At 70.9% G+C, this 13,657-nt stretch carries 12 protein-coding genes; 7 read left to right on the forward strand and 5 right to left on the reverse strand.

Going from position 1 to position 13,657, the window contains the following annotated elements:
• Nucleotides 1-56 precede the first annotated feature (56 nt).
• The gene (locus ACFU8V_RS09565) at nucleotides 57-1,046 is read right to left on the reverse strand and encodes an alpha/beta fold hydrolase (protein ID WP_303709526.1); all 990 of its coding nucleotides are present in this window, start codon (nucleotides 1,044-1,046) and stop codon (nucleotides 57-59) included.
• A 249-nt stretch (nucleotides 1,047-1,295) separates the two neighbouring features.
• Here ACFU8V_RS09565 and ACFU8V_RS09570 point away from each other — a divergent pair, with 249 nt between their 5' ends.
• The 3 genes from ACFU8V_RS09570 (at nucleotide 1,296) to ACFU8V_RS09580 (ending at nucleotide 4,815) form a co-directional block, all read left to right on the forward strand.
• Nucleotides 1,296-3,929: a LuxR C-terminal-related transcriptional regulator gene (locus ACFU8V_RS09570; protein WP_378870687.1), complete on the forward strand. Its 2,634-nt coding sequence runs from the start codon at nucleotides 1,296-1,298 to the stop codon at nucleotides 3,927-3,929.
• Nucleotides 3,930-4,006: 77 nt separating this feature from the next.
• On the forward strand, nucleotides 4,007-4,426 hold the full coding sequence (locus ACFU8V_RS09575) for a DUF6325 family protein (protein ID WP_303709528.1): 420 nt from the start codon (nucleotides 4,007-4,009) through the stop codon (nucleotides 4,424-4,426).
• A 26-nt stretch (nucleotides 4,427-4,452) separates the two neighbouring features.
• Nucleotides 4,453-4,815 (forward strand): SHOCT domain-containing protein, encoded by a 363-nt coding sequence (locus ACFU8V_RS09580; protein ID WP_303709530.1) that lies wholly within the window; start codon nucleotides 4,453-4,455, stop codon nucleotides 4,813-4,815.
• Here ACFU8V_RS09580 and ACFU8V_RS09585 read toward each other — a convergent pair.
• Nucleotides 4,812-6,056, reverse strand: coding sequence for a glutamate--cysteine ligase (locus ACFU8V_RS09585; protein ID WP_303709531.1), 1,245 nt, complete (start codon nucleotides 6,054-6,056; stop codon nucleotides 4,812-4,814). The two genes, ACFU8V_RS09580 and ACFU8V_RS09585, sit on opposite strands and share 4 nt — an antisense overlap.
• Nucleotides 6,031-6,870 (reverse strand): class II glutamine amidotransferase, encoded by an 840-nt coding sequence (locus tag ACFU8V_RS09590; protein ID WP_378870692.1) that lies wholly within the window; start codon nucleotides 6,868-6,870, stop codon nucleotides 6,031-6,033. The genes ACFU8V_RS09585 and ACFU8V_RS09590 overlap by 26 nt, the downstream gene beginning before the upstream one ends.
• Nucleotides 6,871-7,117: 247 nt before the next feature.
• Between ACFU8V_RS09590 and ACFU8V_RS09595 the strand changes: the two genes are divergently transcribed.
• The gene (locus ACFU8V_RS09595; RefSeq protein WP_303709534.1) at nucleotides 7,118-8,530 is read left to right on the forward strand and encodes an ATP-binding protein; all 1,413 of its coding nucleotides are present in this window, start codon (nucleotides 7,118-7,120) and stop codon (nucleotides 8,528-8,530) included.
• A 3-nt stretch (nucleotides 8,531-8,533) separates the two neighbouring features.
• Here the strand turns inward: ACFU8V_RS09595 and ACFU8V_RS09600 are convergent, their stop codons facing one another.
• The gene (locus tag ACFU8V_RS09600) at nucleotides 8,534-9,739 is read right to left on the reverse strand and encodes an AI-2E family transporter (protein ID WP_303709536.1); all 1,206 of its coding nucleotides are present in this window, start codon (nucleotides 9,737-9,739) and stop codon (nucleotides 8,534-8,536) included.
• A gap of 22 nt (nucleotides 9,740-9,761) precedes the next feature.
• On the reverse strand, nucleotides 9,762-10,172 hold the full coding sequence (locus ACFU8V_RS09605; protein ID WP_247640846.1) for an SHOCT domain-containing protein: 411 nt from the start codon (nucleotides 10,170-10,172) through the stop codon (nucleotides 9,762-9,764).
• 196 nt (nucleotides 10,173-10,368) lie between these two features.
• Here ACFU8V_RS09605 and ACFU8V_RS09610 point away from each other — a divergent pair, with 196 nt between their 5' ends.
• The 3 genes from ACFU8V_RS09610 to ACFU8V_RS09620 are packed head-to-tail and all read left to right on the forward strand — an operon-like array spanning nucleotide 10,369 to nucleotide 13,650.
• Nucleotides 10,369-11,838, forward strand: a complete 1,470-nt coding sequence (locus ACFU8V_RS09610; protein WP_144881014.1) for an APC family permease — start codon at nucleotides 10,369-10,371, stop codon at nucleotides 11,836-11,838.
• A complete protein-coding gene (locus ACFU8V_RS09615; protein ID WP_085606960.1) occupies nucleotides 11,835-12,251 on the forward strand; it encodes a hypothetical protein in 417 nt (138 codons plus the stop codon). Before ACFU8V_RS09610 ends, ACFU8V_RS09615 begins: the two co-directional genes overlap by 4 nt.
• A gap of 40 nt (nucleotides 12,252-12,291) precedes the next feature.
• A complete protein-coding gene (locus ACFU8V_RS09620; protein WP_303709537.1) occupies nucleotides 12,292-13,650 on the forward strand; it encodes a dipeptidase in 1,359 nt (452 codons plus the stop codon).
• The last annotated feature ends 7 nt before the right edge of the window (nucleotides 13,651-13,657 follow it).

Consider the following 13,657-nt stretch of genomic DNA (forward strand, 5'->3'; position numbering starts at 1 on the left):
CGGGGCGTGCGGAGTCGGATCACTCGGAAGGGGTGATAGTGGGACGGCGGACCGCGTCAGGTGTTCGACGGCAGCGAGCCGCGGTGGATCTCGTAGGTGCGCGTGACCCCCGGCGCCGCGGGATCGTCGACGATGGGCCGATCCGCCATGAACAGGCGGATGACGTTCGCCAGCTCGCGGGGGTTGCTGTAGTTGATGGCGTGCGCCGCCCCTTCGATGACCACCGCGAGGACGTGGTTGTCCGTGCGCGACGCCACCGCTTGCAGCCGCTCCGGTCCCGGCATCAGCGGATCCCGGTCGCCGATGACCACCAGGGTGGGGATGTCCAGGGCGAGGAGCCGCTCCAACGACGGGTAGTGGGTGAGGGCCCGGAACAGGCGCACGGTGCTCGACACCCCGAAGCGGAGGTAGTCCGGGCCGGCGATCCGCATGAGTCCCGGCGGCTCGCGCACGCCGTCCCTGGCGAGCTGCAACATGGCGCGCTGCACAGGCTGGTTGTGCACGCCGCCCGCGGGCGACACCAGGACCGCCCGGTCGATGCGGTCGGGATGAAGGCGCGCGAACTCGCAGATGACGGGGCAGCCCATCGAGTTGCCGACCAGCGTCGCGCGCTCGACCTGACGGTCGTCGAGGAAGCGGGCGACGGCGTCGGCGAGTCCGGGGACGTCGAGAGGGGTGCGGGGCCTCGCGCTGCGACCGGAACCCGGCAGATCGGGCACGAAGGTGTGGAAGTCGTGTCGGAGCACCTCCGCGGTGGGGAGCAGGTAGCGGCCGGACAGACCGAAGCCGTGGATGTGCATCATCGTGCGGGAGACCGCCGGTGCGGGGGCCTCGCGATAGAACACGTCCACCCCGTCGATCGTGGTCCAGCACTCGTCCAGAGCGGAGGCGCGGTGGCGGGGCAGACGCCGCGCACGGGGCGGGGCCGGCGCGGGGGCGGGCGCCGGGCGGGCGGCCAGCCACCGCCGGTAGTCGTCGTACGGATCGTCCGGTTCGTTCTCCGGGCTCGTGTTCCAGGGGTGCCCCCGGCGTCGGCGGTGGCTCATGGCGATGCCTCACCTCCTCCGACCGGACGACGGATCGCGCAGCACCTCGCGTGCGGTCGAGGGTACTCACGACACGCGCCGCCGACGTCATCCGTCGCGGATGATGATGGCGCGCCGAGCCACTCCGGGAAAGTCACCCTGATCGGGTGATCCGCATCTCCCGGGGTGGTGTCACCCTCAGTAGGCTCCATCGCCACGGGAACTTCGCTGTCCCCCTCTCACGGGACCTCAGAGGAAGCGTCGCTGAATGTGCTGAAGGTCGTAAGCGGTCAGTTCATCCCCTCCTACGCCGTCGACAGGCCGGCGGCGCGCGGTGAACTCGACGGCGCGCTCCTGCGGCCGCTCACGCTCGTCACCGCGCCCGCCGGCGCGGGCAAGTCCGTCCTCCTGAGCCAGTGGGTCCGTGCGCATCCCGAGCGCCGGTTCGCCTGGGTGGACCTCAGCGACGACGACAACGATCCGCACCTCTTCGTGAAGCACCTCATCGACACCGTGCGGCGGATCGCCCCGGAGATGCGGTCGGTTCCGGAGCCCGATCGCCGCGGGGGCGCCCCGGACGACGATCCTCTCCTGCTGCGGGGCGTCGCCGCGCGTCTCGGAGCCGTCGGCGAGACCGGGATCGTGCTGGAGAACCTGCACGCCGTCCAGAACAGGTCGATCGTCACGGAGCTGAGCACGGTGGCCGCCCTGCTCCCGCCGACAGTGCACCTGGTCATCTCCAGCCGGATCGACACCCCGGAGGTGTGGAACGAGAACAGGCTTCGCGGTGAGGTGGGGGAGATCGGGCAGTCCAGCTTCGCGCTCGACCTCGACGAGGCCGCCACGCTCCTCGCCACTCTCGCGGGCCGTCGTCTGGACGCCGAGGAGGTGGCGGTGCTGCTGGAGCGCACCGAGGGGTGGGTGACCGGCCTGCAGCTCGCGGCGTCGGAGCTGCGCCAGCGCTCAGACACTGCCCGGTTCGTCGCCGAGTTCCACGGGGCGGATCGCCTGGTCGCGGGCTATCTGACGAGGGAGGTCCTGGATCCGATGGCGCCCGCGGCCCGCCGTACACTGCAGGAGCTGTCGGTGGTGGACCGCTTCGACGTCGATCTGGTCACCGCGCTCGGCCACCCGCCGTCCACGTGGGATCTCGTCGGCCGACTCGAGCAGGGGGAGCTGTTCGCGACGCCCCTCGACGACTCCCGGGAGTGGTTCCGTCTGCATCCGCTCCTGCGTGAGCTCCTGCAGCATCAGCTGCGCGCGGCGGACGCGGGGGCGGAGACGCGCGTGCTGCTGCGCGCGGCCACCTGGCACCTCGATCGCGGAGAGTCCGGCACCGCGATCGAGTACCTCCTCCGCGCGCACGCCTGGGATCGCGCGATCGACGCGATCGTCGCCTGCAACGTCGATCTGTTCGAGCAGATCGACACCGTCGCGGTGGCCCGCCAGCTCAACGAGATCCCCGACTCCGCCCTCTCCGGCCGCATCGACGTGCAGCTGCTGCGTGCGGTCCTGACGGCGACGACCGGTGCCACCGCGCTCGCCGAGGACCGCCTGCGGGCGATCCTGGCGACGCCGGGCATCACGGCGGGGGAGACGACCTACGCCCAGACGTTCCTGGCGAGCCTCGTGCACTGGCGCTCCCGGCCCGACGTCTCGATCGAGTTCGCGGAGCGCGCCCTGGAGGGAATCGACTCCCTCGTCGCCCCGGAACTTCCGGCCACCTTCCTCTCACCTGCCATCCTCCGCACGATCGCACTGATGTCCCGGGGACGCGCGTACCTCTTCGTCGGGGACTTCCCCCAGGCGCAGCAGTCTCTCGAGGAGGCGCTCCGGTCGGAGGGCGCCGGCTACTCCGTCCTGCGGATCGGTGCCCTGGGCGCCCTCGCGCTCGTGCATGCGTGGTGCGGGCGCACCAGGGAGGCGAGCGACTTCGCGGCGGAGGCGCAGGCCCTGGCCCGGGAGCGCGGGCAGCAGGACCACCCCGCTACCGCGGAGGCGCATCTGGCGACCGCGCTGGTCGCCCTCACCAAAGGAGGGCTGGACCGCGCCGAGGCCGCGCTGCGGGTGGGAGCCCGACTGGCGAGCACGGACTGCCGCGCCTCGCTGAGCTGGGTGGCGTTCGCCGCGGGGTCCTCTCTCGACGACCTCCGCGGCAGCGACCAGATCCGTACGACGCCGCTCGGCTCACCGCCCCCGCTCGTCGCGGAGGCGCTGCTGGCACGCCGCGCCAGGGCGATGCGGCTGAACGGCTCTCCGGAGGGCGCGCGTCGTCTGCTGAGCACCGCACCGACGCTCACGACCGCTGTGATGTTCGAGAAGGTCGCGGCCGAACTGACGCTCGGACAGCTCCCGGAGGCGCAGACACTGCTCCGGGAGTTCACGACGCTCCCCGATGCGCGGAGTCCGCTCGGCCGCGTCCGCGGTCTGCTCCTCGCGTCGTGGTGCGCCGCGGAGGGCGCGATGGGCGGTCGCGCCCGTGCGCTTCTCCAGGAGGCCCTGCAGCTCGCCGAGGCGGACGTGCTGGTGACGGTGTTCGTCCACGCCGGTCCCTCGACGCTGCGGAGAGTGGTCGAGCTGACCGAGGGGTACCCGGCACCGATCGCCGAAGCGGTGCGGGCGCTCGCGCCGTACGGGATCGAGGCCCAGCGCGCCGACGGGCCGCCCGTGCACCTCACCGAGCGCGAGCGGGAGCTGCTCGCGCTGCTCCCCACGCGCTTCACCAACGTCGAGCTCGCGGAGAGGTTCTACGTCTCGGTCAACACGATCAAGACGCACACCGCCCACATCTACGGGAAGCTGGGCGTCTCCACGCGGAGCGAGGCCATCGCCCGCGCCACGCAGCTGGGTCTGCTGAGCACCCGCAGCACCCCCGTCCTGTCGTTCGTCGACCGCGACTACTGATCTCCCGCCTCATTCTCCGCGGGTGATGTCGGTCGTCCGCCCTGCGACCTACCCTCGATCGGGAAGGGAGCGGCACGATGACAGATTTCCCGTACGGACCCGTCGAGATCTACCTGATCGGATTCGACGGTGACCGCCCGGGCAGGGAGGTCGCCGCCGCGATCATCGACCTCGTCGGGGCCGGCACCGTGCGGGTGCTCGACCTGCTTTTCGTGTCCCGGCAGTGGGGCGGGACGATGACCGTGCGGGAGCTCGAGGAGGTCATCGACGATCACGGCCTCGCGGGGCTCGAGTTCCTCGAACTGGGCCTGACGGGCGAGGAGGACATCCGTCAGCTCGGCGCCGCCATCGAACCCGGCACCTCGGCGGCGATCCTCGTCGTCGAGCACGTCTGGGCACGGCGTTTCGCCCAGGCGCTGTTCGACGCGGGTGGGCGCGTGCTCCAGACGCAGGAGATCCCTGCCGCGGTCGTCAACGAGTTGGTCGCCGTCACCTGACGGCCGTGCACAGGAGAGGAGGGGGGATGTTCGGTCGCAGAGCGGGGCGGGGAGGGCTCATCCGCGCGGCCGCGGCCACGACGGTGGTCACGGGGACGGCCACGGCGGTCACCGGGGGCGTCCGGGCCCGTCAGGATTCGCGGGTGCCGCAGGACGTCCTCGACGAGGCGTACGCGCAGCAGCGGCAGCAGGCGCAGATCGACATGACGGCGCAGCAGGCCGTGAGCGCGCAACGGCAGCGGTGGGGGTCCCCGTCACCGGAACCTGTCTCGGCGAGCAGGGCCGGGAGCGAGCTCGTCGCGCAGATCCAGGCGCTGGCTGATCTCCATGAACGCGGACTCCTCACGGAAGACGAGTTCATCGCCGGCAAGGCCCGCCTGCTGATCTAGCCGCGCGTCGGAAGGTCGACGGCGCGGCCGGGCGAGCGCGGCGCGCCACGGGGGCGCGGCCATCGGCGTTCCGGCGCGGGAGGCGGGGCGGCCGTCGTCTCGCGGGCGGCGGCGGCGATCACGTCCTCGCGCGACCCTCCCGCGGCGAGCACAGCCCGCTGCCGGGCGGCGCCGGTGCCCCCGGCGAGGACCTCCTGCACCACGCCGACGGCGAAGCGCTCCTCCGCGTCGTCGACGAAGTGGGCGCGGACGTGGGCGAGCAGAGCGTGCACGGCGGCGGCCGCCGGGACGGGGAGCAGGGTCCGCGGATGCAGGAGCACGTCGTCGAGTCCCGATTTGCTGGCCCGCCAGGACGCCAGGCGCAGCAGGGCGGCGGGGACCGGATCGGCGTGCTCCCCGGCTCTCCACCGGTCGGCGGAAGAGTCGACGAGCGCCCGCGTGATCACGGCGAGCGCGGCGGACTCCTCCGCACGGAGGCAGACGTCCATGATCCGCGTCTCCACCGTCGGGGCGTGCCGCGACAGGCGGGCGTCGGAGTAGATCATCCCGGCGTCCAGGGAGACCCCGGTCCTGAGCATCGCCTCGGCCGCCGCGTCATACGCCGCCGCCGAGCCGAAGACCTCGTAGGCGCCGGCCGAGGGCCAGCGGCTCCAGGCCTGGTACCGATAGCTGGCGAAGCCCGTATCGATCCCCTGGAAGAGCGGCGAGTTCGCGCTGATCGCGAGGAGCACCGGGAGCCAGGGACGGATGCGGTCCAGCACCCCCACGCCCTCCTCGGCGGACTCGACGGCGACGTGGACGTGCAGTCCGCAGGTGAGCTGCTCCGTCATGGTGAGGCCGAAGCGCTCCTGCATACGGCGGTAGCGCAGTACGGGGGCGAGGTGCGATTCGAACGGGACGGTGCCCGTCGCCAGAGCGACCGCGCGGGCGCCGACCGTTCGCGCTGCGGTGTCCGCGGCCGCCCGCCCTCGACGTACGGTCGCGACGATCTCCTCGACCGTGGTCAGGGGTGGGCTCACGACCTCGATCTGCTCCTGCTTCACCTCGAACTCCAGGGCGGGGCCGAGAGGGTCACCGTCCGCGGTGGCCGCCGCCCGGACGATCCGTCCGGCGACCGGCACCGGGATCAGGGTCCGGGCGTCGACGAGGAGCAGCTCCTCCTCGATGCCGACGGTCCGCGGCGGACGCGCCGGGCCACCGGAGGTGCGGGAACCCTCACGCCGCTTCGAGGAAGGGCTCATGGCGATAGCCCGTGTCGTCGAGGATCGAGACCGTCGACTCGGGAACCTCCTGGAACACCCCCGGCAGGTCGTTCAGCGGTTCGGAGACGATGACGTGGGCGCGCCGGCCGAACGCCCGCAGCCGCTCGGCCTCGGGGTACATCTGGCGAAGGGTCTCGATGTCGGTCGAATGGTAGAGCGAGCGCGAGCGGCCGACGCTGGAGTAGCGGAAGGCCCACAGGGTGGTGCCGTCGGACACGGCGAAGGTCCCCTGCACCGGGAAACGGATGTCGTGCGCGTGCCCGATCCGCTCGGTCTCCCGGATCGCGGCCCGCATCCCCGCGATCGGATCGTCCTGCAGGCCGAGGGTCAGCGCGAGGTAGAAGAGCACCTCGGAGTCGGTGGTGCCCTGGATCTCCGGGTACAGGGAGGGGTCGACGGCGAGAGTGAGGTCGCGCTTGATCGTCAGGAAGTCCGCCAGGCCGCCGTTGTGCATGAAGAGCCAGTTCGCGTGCCGGAACGGGTGGCAGTTGGTCTGCTGGACCGGAGGGCCGGCCGCCGCGCGGACGTGGCTGAGGAACAGCGGGCTCCGGACCGTGCGGGAGATCTCGCGCAGGTTCTGATCGTTCCAGGCCGGCTCCATGCTGCGGAACAGGGTGGGCTTCGGAGGCTGCCCGGCATCGTCCGGGCCCGGCTCCGGATACCAGCCGAGACCGAAGCCGTCTCCGTTCACGGTCTCCGCACCCAGCGGTGAGTCCAGCGACTGCGCCACGAGGGAGTGCCGCGAGTCGAGGATCACCTCCGAGGGGTGCAGCGGTTCTCCTGCGTACGCCAACCACCGACACATGTCGACACCTCATCCCTGACCCGGTCGGGTCCTGGCCCGACGATACGATCGGTCGGCCGCCGGGTCGTCATCCGCCGCGGGTGATGCTGACCGTCCCACGCCGCGGGCGGGGCGCGATCTTCTCACCCGGCGAGGATGAGATCCCTCGGGAGCCGGCGGGAGGCCTTCCGCTTCCGCGTCCGACCTGGCTACTCTGCCGCTGAGCGCCGGAGCGGCGGGGTCGAAGGAGCGGGCGATGATCGATGACGGCACCCTCACCGCCGAGGCGCGGGTGGTCTCGCTGGACGGACGCCGCTTCCAGTTCGCCGGGCCGTTGGAGCCGGGCTTCGAGCCGGGAGGTTTCGTGACGCTGCGCCCGGCCACCGGAGCGCTCCAGCTCGGCCAGGTCGAGGACGTCGGGTTCACGATCGGCGGTGACGTGCACGGTGGTGGACGGATCCTGGGGGCGATCCCCGGGGAGGGCGGCGCCCCCGACAGCCGGCTGTCCGTCCCGTTCCCGATGGCCGACATGCGCCCGGCCGCGGCCTCGATGATCGCGGCGCTGTACGACGGCGTCGCGGCGTCGCTCGACATCGGGTCGCATCTCGTCGACGGCGACGTCCCCGCGCACCTGCTGCCGCGCCGCCTGAACCGGCACACGTTCTGGTGCGGTCAGAGCGGCTCGGGCAAGACGTATGCTCTCGGCGTGCTCCTCGAGCAGATCCTCCTGCGGACCGCCCTTCCGATGGTGATCTTCGACCCGAACGCCGACTTCGTCCGCATGCGCGAGTCCGATGGGGGGAGCGCGCCGCCCGCGGCCCGGCGCCTGCTGGCGGAGCGCGACATCCGTATCCTCCGGCCGACCGCCGACGGTGCGGATGCGCTGCGCGTGCGGTTCGTCGACCTTCCGATACAGTCCAGGGCGGCGGTGCTCCGTCTGCATCCGCTGGACGATCGGGCCGAGTACAACGAGCTGGTACGTCTGGAGGAGACGGTCGGCACGCTCGACTCGCACGCGGTGGTGCCGCGGCTGCTCGAACGGCGGACTCCGGCGGCCCTGGATCTCGCGGCCCGCATCCAGAACCTCGGTCTGATCGACTGGAACGTCTGGGCGCGGGGGTCGGAGCCCGTCACCGCGGTGATCGATGCGCGTCCGGATGCGACCGTGCTGGATCTCGGAGGGTTCACCGCTCCGGACGAGCCTCTGGTCGTGGCCCTGGCGGTGCTGGACGACCTGTGGGCGCAGCGCGAGCGACGGCGGCCGATCCTGATCGTCATCGACGAGGCGCACAACCTCTGCGCCCCCGACGGCGGCAGCCCGTTGCGCGCCCTCGTCCGGGAGCGCATCGTGCAGATCGCCGCCGAGGGCCGCAAGTTCGGCCTCTGGCTCCTGCTCTCCACGCAGCGGCCCTCGCGGATCGATCCGAGCATCCTGTCCCAGTGCGACAACCTCGCGCTCATGAAGATGACCTCGGCGGTCGACCTCGACGACCTCGCCAGGACGTTCGGGTTCGTCCCCGCGGGCATCCTCGCGCGGGCGACGGGGTTCCGCCAGGGCGAGGCCCTCTTCGCAGGGGGGTTCGCACCGGCGCCGTCGGTGGTGCGGGTGGGGGTACGCCTCACCCGTGAGGGCGGCGCGGACGTCCCGGTGCCGGTGCGGGGCGGCTGAGGTTCACAGCGGCTTCGCGCGGCGCTGCCGTTCCTCCTTGCGCGCCACCCGCGTCGCCTTCCGGTCGGCGTCTCTGGCCTCGATCAGCTCCTTGGCCTCGTCGATGTCCCCGGTCAGCGGGCGCCACAGTCTGGCGCGCGGATCGGCATCGATGAGGATGGTCCGCACCAGCAGCGTGAGCGGGACGGCGAGCAGAGCGCCGACGGGGCCGAGGATGACGGCCCAGAACAGCACGGACACGAAGGTGAGCGTCTGGTTCAGCGCCACGACGTTGGCCACCAGGAGGGGTTGCACGATGGACTGGACGATCACGTTGATGATGCCGTAGACGACGATGACCGCGATGCCGGTGGGCCAGCCGCCCGCGAGGAACCCGAAGACGGCCGGCGGGATGATGGCGATGAAGTAGCCGACGTTGGGGATGAAGCTGCAGATGAAGGACAGCAGCGCCCAGAGGAAGGCGGCCGGCACCTGGAGCACCGCCAGCGCGATCCAGTTCAGGGTGCTCTGCAGGACGCCGAGTCCCGTGGCGGCGATCATGTAGCGGCGCACGCTCGTGGCGAAGCCGGCGAAGGCCCCCACGAGGTCGGGACGGCGCGGACGCATCTGGTCCAGGAGTGCGGGCAGGTAGGCCCCGTCCATCGCCATCAGCATCACGAGGGTCAGGATCACGACGAGTCCGAACACGATCCCTGTCACGCCGCCGAGGAGCCCCGCGGCGAAGTCCAGGAGGTTCGACGGCTCGAGACCCGAGACGATCGTCTCCGCGGACGCCGCGTCGATCCCGAGGCCGGACAGCCACGCGCCGATGTTCGCGCCGATCTGCTGGAGCTGAGGCGTGTACTCCGGGATCAGCGTCGTGAACTGGGCGAGCGCGATGACCAGCGCCGCGGCGAACGCCGCCAGCAGGGCGAAGACGAGGAGCATGGCGATGACCGTCGCCGCGCCGCGGGGGACGCGGATCCGCTCCAGGACGGCGCGGATCGGGTGGGCGCAGATCGTGAGGACGAGAGCGAGCAGGACCGGTGCCGCGATCCCGCGCACGGCCCAGAGACCGAACGCGGCGGCTGCCGCTCCACCGCAGCCCATGAGGATGAACGCCACCCGGGGCGGGCCCGATGCGGTGGGGAGGGGATCGGCAGCCACCGGCGGGGCTGCGCCCCGGTCCGGAGCAGCGCCCGCCCCACGCCGCCAGAAGCGGAGGTTCATGGTCCGACCCCTGGCGCGGTGCTCATCCCGCCTGGAGCGCTCTGCGCTTCAGATCCGCGAACTCCTCGGCGGTGATCGCTCCGGCATCGAAGAGCGACTTCGCCTTCGCGATCTCGTCGACGGAGCTGGACCCCGCGACGCCCCGGATGTAGTCGTCCGTGGCCTGGCGGGTCTCGATCGCCTCCCGGGTGCTGCGTTCGGCCATGGAGCGCCCCCGGGCGATGAGGTACACGAACAGGGTGAGGAAGGGCACGAAGATCAGGAAGATCATCCACAGCGCCTTCAGCCAGCCGTTCAGGTCGGGATCGCGGAAGATGTCGCCGATCACGGTGAACAGCGCCATGAGGTAGGCGACGAAGACGAAGCCCCAGAAGAACAGCCAGAGGATGTCCCAGAAGGAGTACCAGAAGTTCATGATCCGCCCTTTCGTCATGTGACGAACCCAGCGTGGCCGGGCGGTCATCCGACGGCATCATCCGGGCGGGGTGATTCGGCGCACCGGGATATCACCCCGGCCGGGTGAGGCGGCGGCTGCGCGCGGAACGCCACCCTGATCTCACCATTCCGGGCCTCTCCTGGCCGTGTCGACGAGCGTCCGGAGCAGCGGCTCAGGACGACGAGGAGCGAACATGTCAACTGTCGACTCGCAGGCCGGAGGGACGCCGTCCGCGCCCACCGGCCGGGTGGCCGGACGGCCCAACTACATCAGCTGGGCCGCGCTCGCCCTGATGACCGTCTCCTCGGTCGCCAGTCTGCGCCCCGCCCCGACCATGGCGATCTACGGACTCGCCGCCGTCTTCCTCTACGTCCTGCCGGCGATCATCTTCCTGATCCCGACGGCACTGGTCTCCGCGGAACTGGCCTCCGGATGGTCCGGAGGCGTCGCCCGGTGGGTCGGCGAGGGCATCTCGCCGAACATGGGTTTCGTGGCCGCCTGGCACCAGTACGCGATGACGATCTTCTACTATCCGACGCTGCTCTCGTTCGTGGCCAGCACCCTCGCATACGTGATCTATCCGCCGTGGGCGTCGAGCGGCGTGTGGACGGCCGTGGTCATCATCTCCGTCTACTGGCTGGGCGTGATCATCGCGCTGCGCGGCGGCATCGGCGTCATCGCCAAGCTCGCCTCCAGCGGCGTGATGGTCGGCACCCTCATCCCCGGCTGCCTCCTGGTCGTCCTCGGGGTGATCTACCTGGGGCAGGGGAACGCGTCGGCGGCGCCGATGACGCCGGACCACCTGCTGCCCGCCTGGACCGGCATCGCCAGCATCGTCCTCATCGTCAGCAACTTCGGCGCCTACTCCGGGATGGAGATGAACGCCGTGCACGTCAACCGCCTCAAGGATCCGGGGAAGCAGTTCCCGAAGGCCATGTTCCTGGCGATGATCCTGGTGCTGCTGGTGCTGACCCTGCCGCCGCTGGTGATCAGCTGGTTCATCCCCGCGGAGGAGCTGAGTCTGACGGCGGGGGTGATGCAGGCGTTCGACGCGGTCTTCGCGCACTTCGGCATCCAATGGCTCACGCCGATCGTCGGTCTGGCCATCGTCTCCGCGTCCCTCGCCGGGTTCCTCACCTGGCTGTCCGGTCCGTCCAAGAGCCTGCTGCTGGCCTCGCGCGGGGGAGGGTACATGCCGCCGTGGTTCCAGAAGACGAACGCCGAGGGCGTGCAGATCAACATCCTCGCGGCCCAGGGCATCGTGACGACCATCCTGGCCCTGCTGTTCGCCTTCGTCCCGGCGGTGTCCGACGCGTACTGGATGTTCATGACCATCACGACCTCGGTCTATCTGCTCATGTACCTCTGGCTCTTCATCGCCGCGATGAACCTGCGCCGGCGCCAGCCGGATCACCCCCGGGGCTACCGCGCGCCGTTCCTCAACCTGCTCTGCGTGGTGGGCTTCACCGCCTCGCTCGCCGCGATCCTGATCAGCTTCGTGCCGCCGTCCCAGTTCGGTGACGGGAACCCCCTGATCTTCGTCGCCATCGTCGGCGGCGGAATCCTCCTGCTCGGCTTCGTCATTCCGTTCCTGCTCGTGAAGCTGCGGCGTCCGAGCTGGCAGGTCGCCCCGGCGACCACGTCCGAGGAGGCACCATCATGACCCATCGAATCATCTATTGGAGCGTCGGCGCCGTGATGGCCCTGCTCCTGGTGACGATGCTGATCACCTTCAATTACAACCGATCGACCGAGGAGGCCCTCGACAAGGCGCAGGAGCTCAACGTGGCCTTCCAGGAGGCCGGGTTGCCGGAGCTGCGGGACCCGGTCGAGGTGGCCAGGGTGCTCGGCACGGACGGCGGGTCGGTGTGCGACGCGGTGGAGCCGGGGGTGGGGCGCGGACTCGCGAAGCTGAACATGTCGGTCGGGGGTGCGTTCTTCACCCGCGCCGTCATCGCCGACCGCACCCTGGCCACCGGCCTGCTGGCCATCGTGCAGACCTACTGTCCCGACAGCATCCCCGACGCCGAGGACTTCATCGACGGCCTGAATCTCAGCGACACGATCCGCCGCTGAGTCGGAGGCCGGTGCGGAACCCGACGAGAGAGAAGACCTGATGTCCGAAGAGAAGCTGCGATCGACCATCCACGACCTCATGCCGCAGGCGCAGCGCGACCTCGCATCCATGGTGGCCTTCCGGTCGGTGCACGATGCGGAGCAGTTCCCGCCCGAGGAATGCCAGGGGATGATCGACTTCCTCGTCGACACCTTCCGCGACCTGGGCTTCCAGGACGTCCGGGGATACGAGACGCCCGACGGCAGCCAGGCGGTCTGCGGGCACAGACCGGGTCCGCCCGGCGCGCCGACCGTGCTGCTGTACTTCCACCACGACGTGCAGCCGCCGCTCGACGACGCGGCATGGGACAGTCCGGTGTGGGAGCTGACGGAGCGGAACGGCAGATGGTTCGGACGGGGAGCGGCGGACTGCAAGGGGAACATCGCGATGCACCTCACCGCGTTGCGCGCGCTCGGCGACGATCTCCCGGTCACCGTCAAGATCGTGGGGGAGGGCTCGGAGGAGCAGGGCACGGGAGGCCTGGAGGCGTTCGTCCCCGAGAACGCCGATCTGCTGCGGGCCGACGCGATCCTGGTCTGCGACACCGGCAACTTCGCGGTCGGAGTGCCGAGCCTCACCACCAGCCTGCGGGGCATGACCAAGGTCGTCCTCACCGTCCGCGCCCTCACCAGTCCCATGCACTCCGGCATGTTCGGAGGCGCCGCGCCGGACGCGCTCGCCGCGCTCATCGCTATCCTCGCCACTCTCCGTGACGAACGGGGGAACACGACCGTGACCGGGGTGGACGCCTCGCAGCGGTGGGACGGCGCCCGGTACGATGCCGAGCGGTTCCGTGCGGATGCGAACGTCATCGAGGGGGTGGACCTGCTCGGCGACGCCGTCGCCGACATGGTGTGGGCGCGCCCGACCGCGACGGTCCTCGGGATCGACTGTCCCGACGTCGTCGGCTCCTCCGCCGCGATCCAGGGCTCGGCCCGTGCGCGGATCGAGCTCAGGATCCCGCCGGGCACCGACCCCGCCGAGGCGCAGGAGGCCCTGATCGCGCACCTCACCGCCGCGGCACCGTGGAATGTGGAGGTCGAGATCGAGCCGGAGGCGGAGGGGGCGCCGTTCCAGTCGACGCTCGCCGGCCCGGGCTTCGAGACGATGCGTGCGGCGATGCACGACGCGTACGGTCGCGAGCTCATCACGCAGGGTCAGGGAGGATCGATCCCGCTGTGCGCCGTGTTCGCCGAGACGTTCCCCGACGCGGAGATCATGCTGATGGGGGTCGAGGAACCGCTGTGCCTCATCCACGCGCCGAACGAGAGCGTCGATCCCACCGAGATCGAGAACATGGCACTCGTCGAGGCGCTCTTCCTCGAACGGTACGCGGCGGCTGTCGCGGGCGATGCCTGAGCGCACC

This window comes from Microbacterium sp. NPDC057658, assembly GCF_042799975.1.
Lineage (GTDB): Bacteria > Actinomycetota > Actinomycetes > Actinomycetales > Microbacteriaceae > Microbacterium.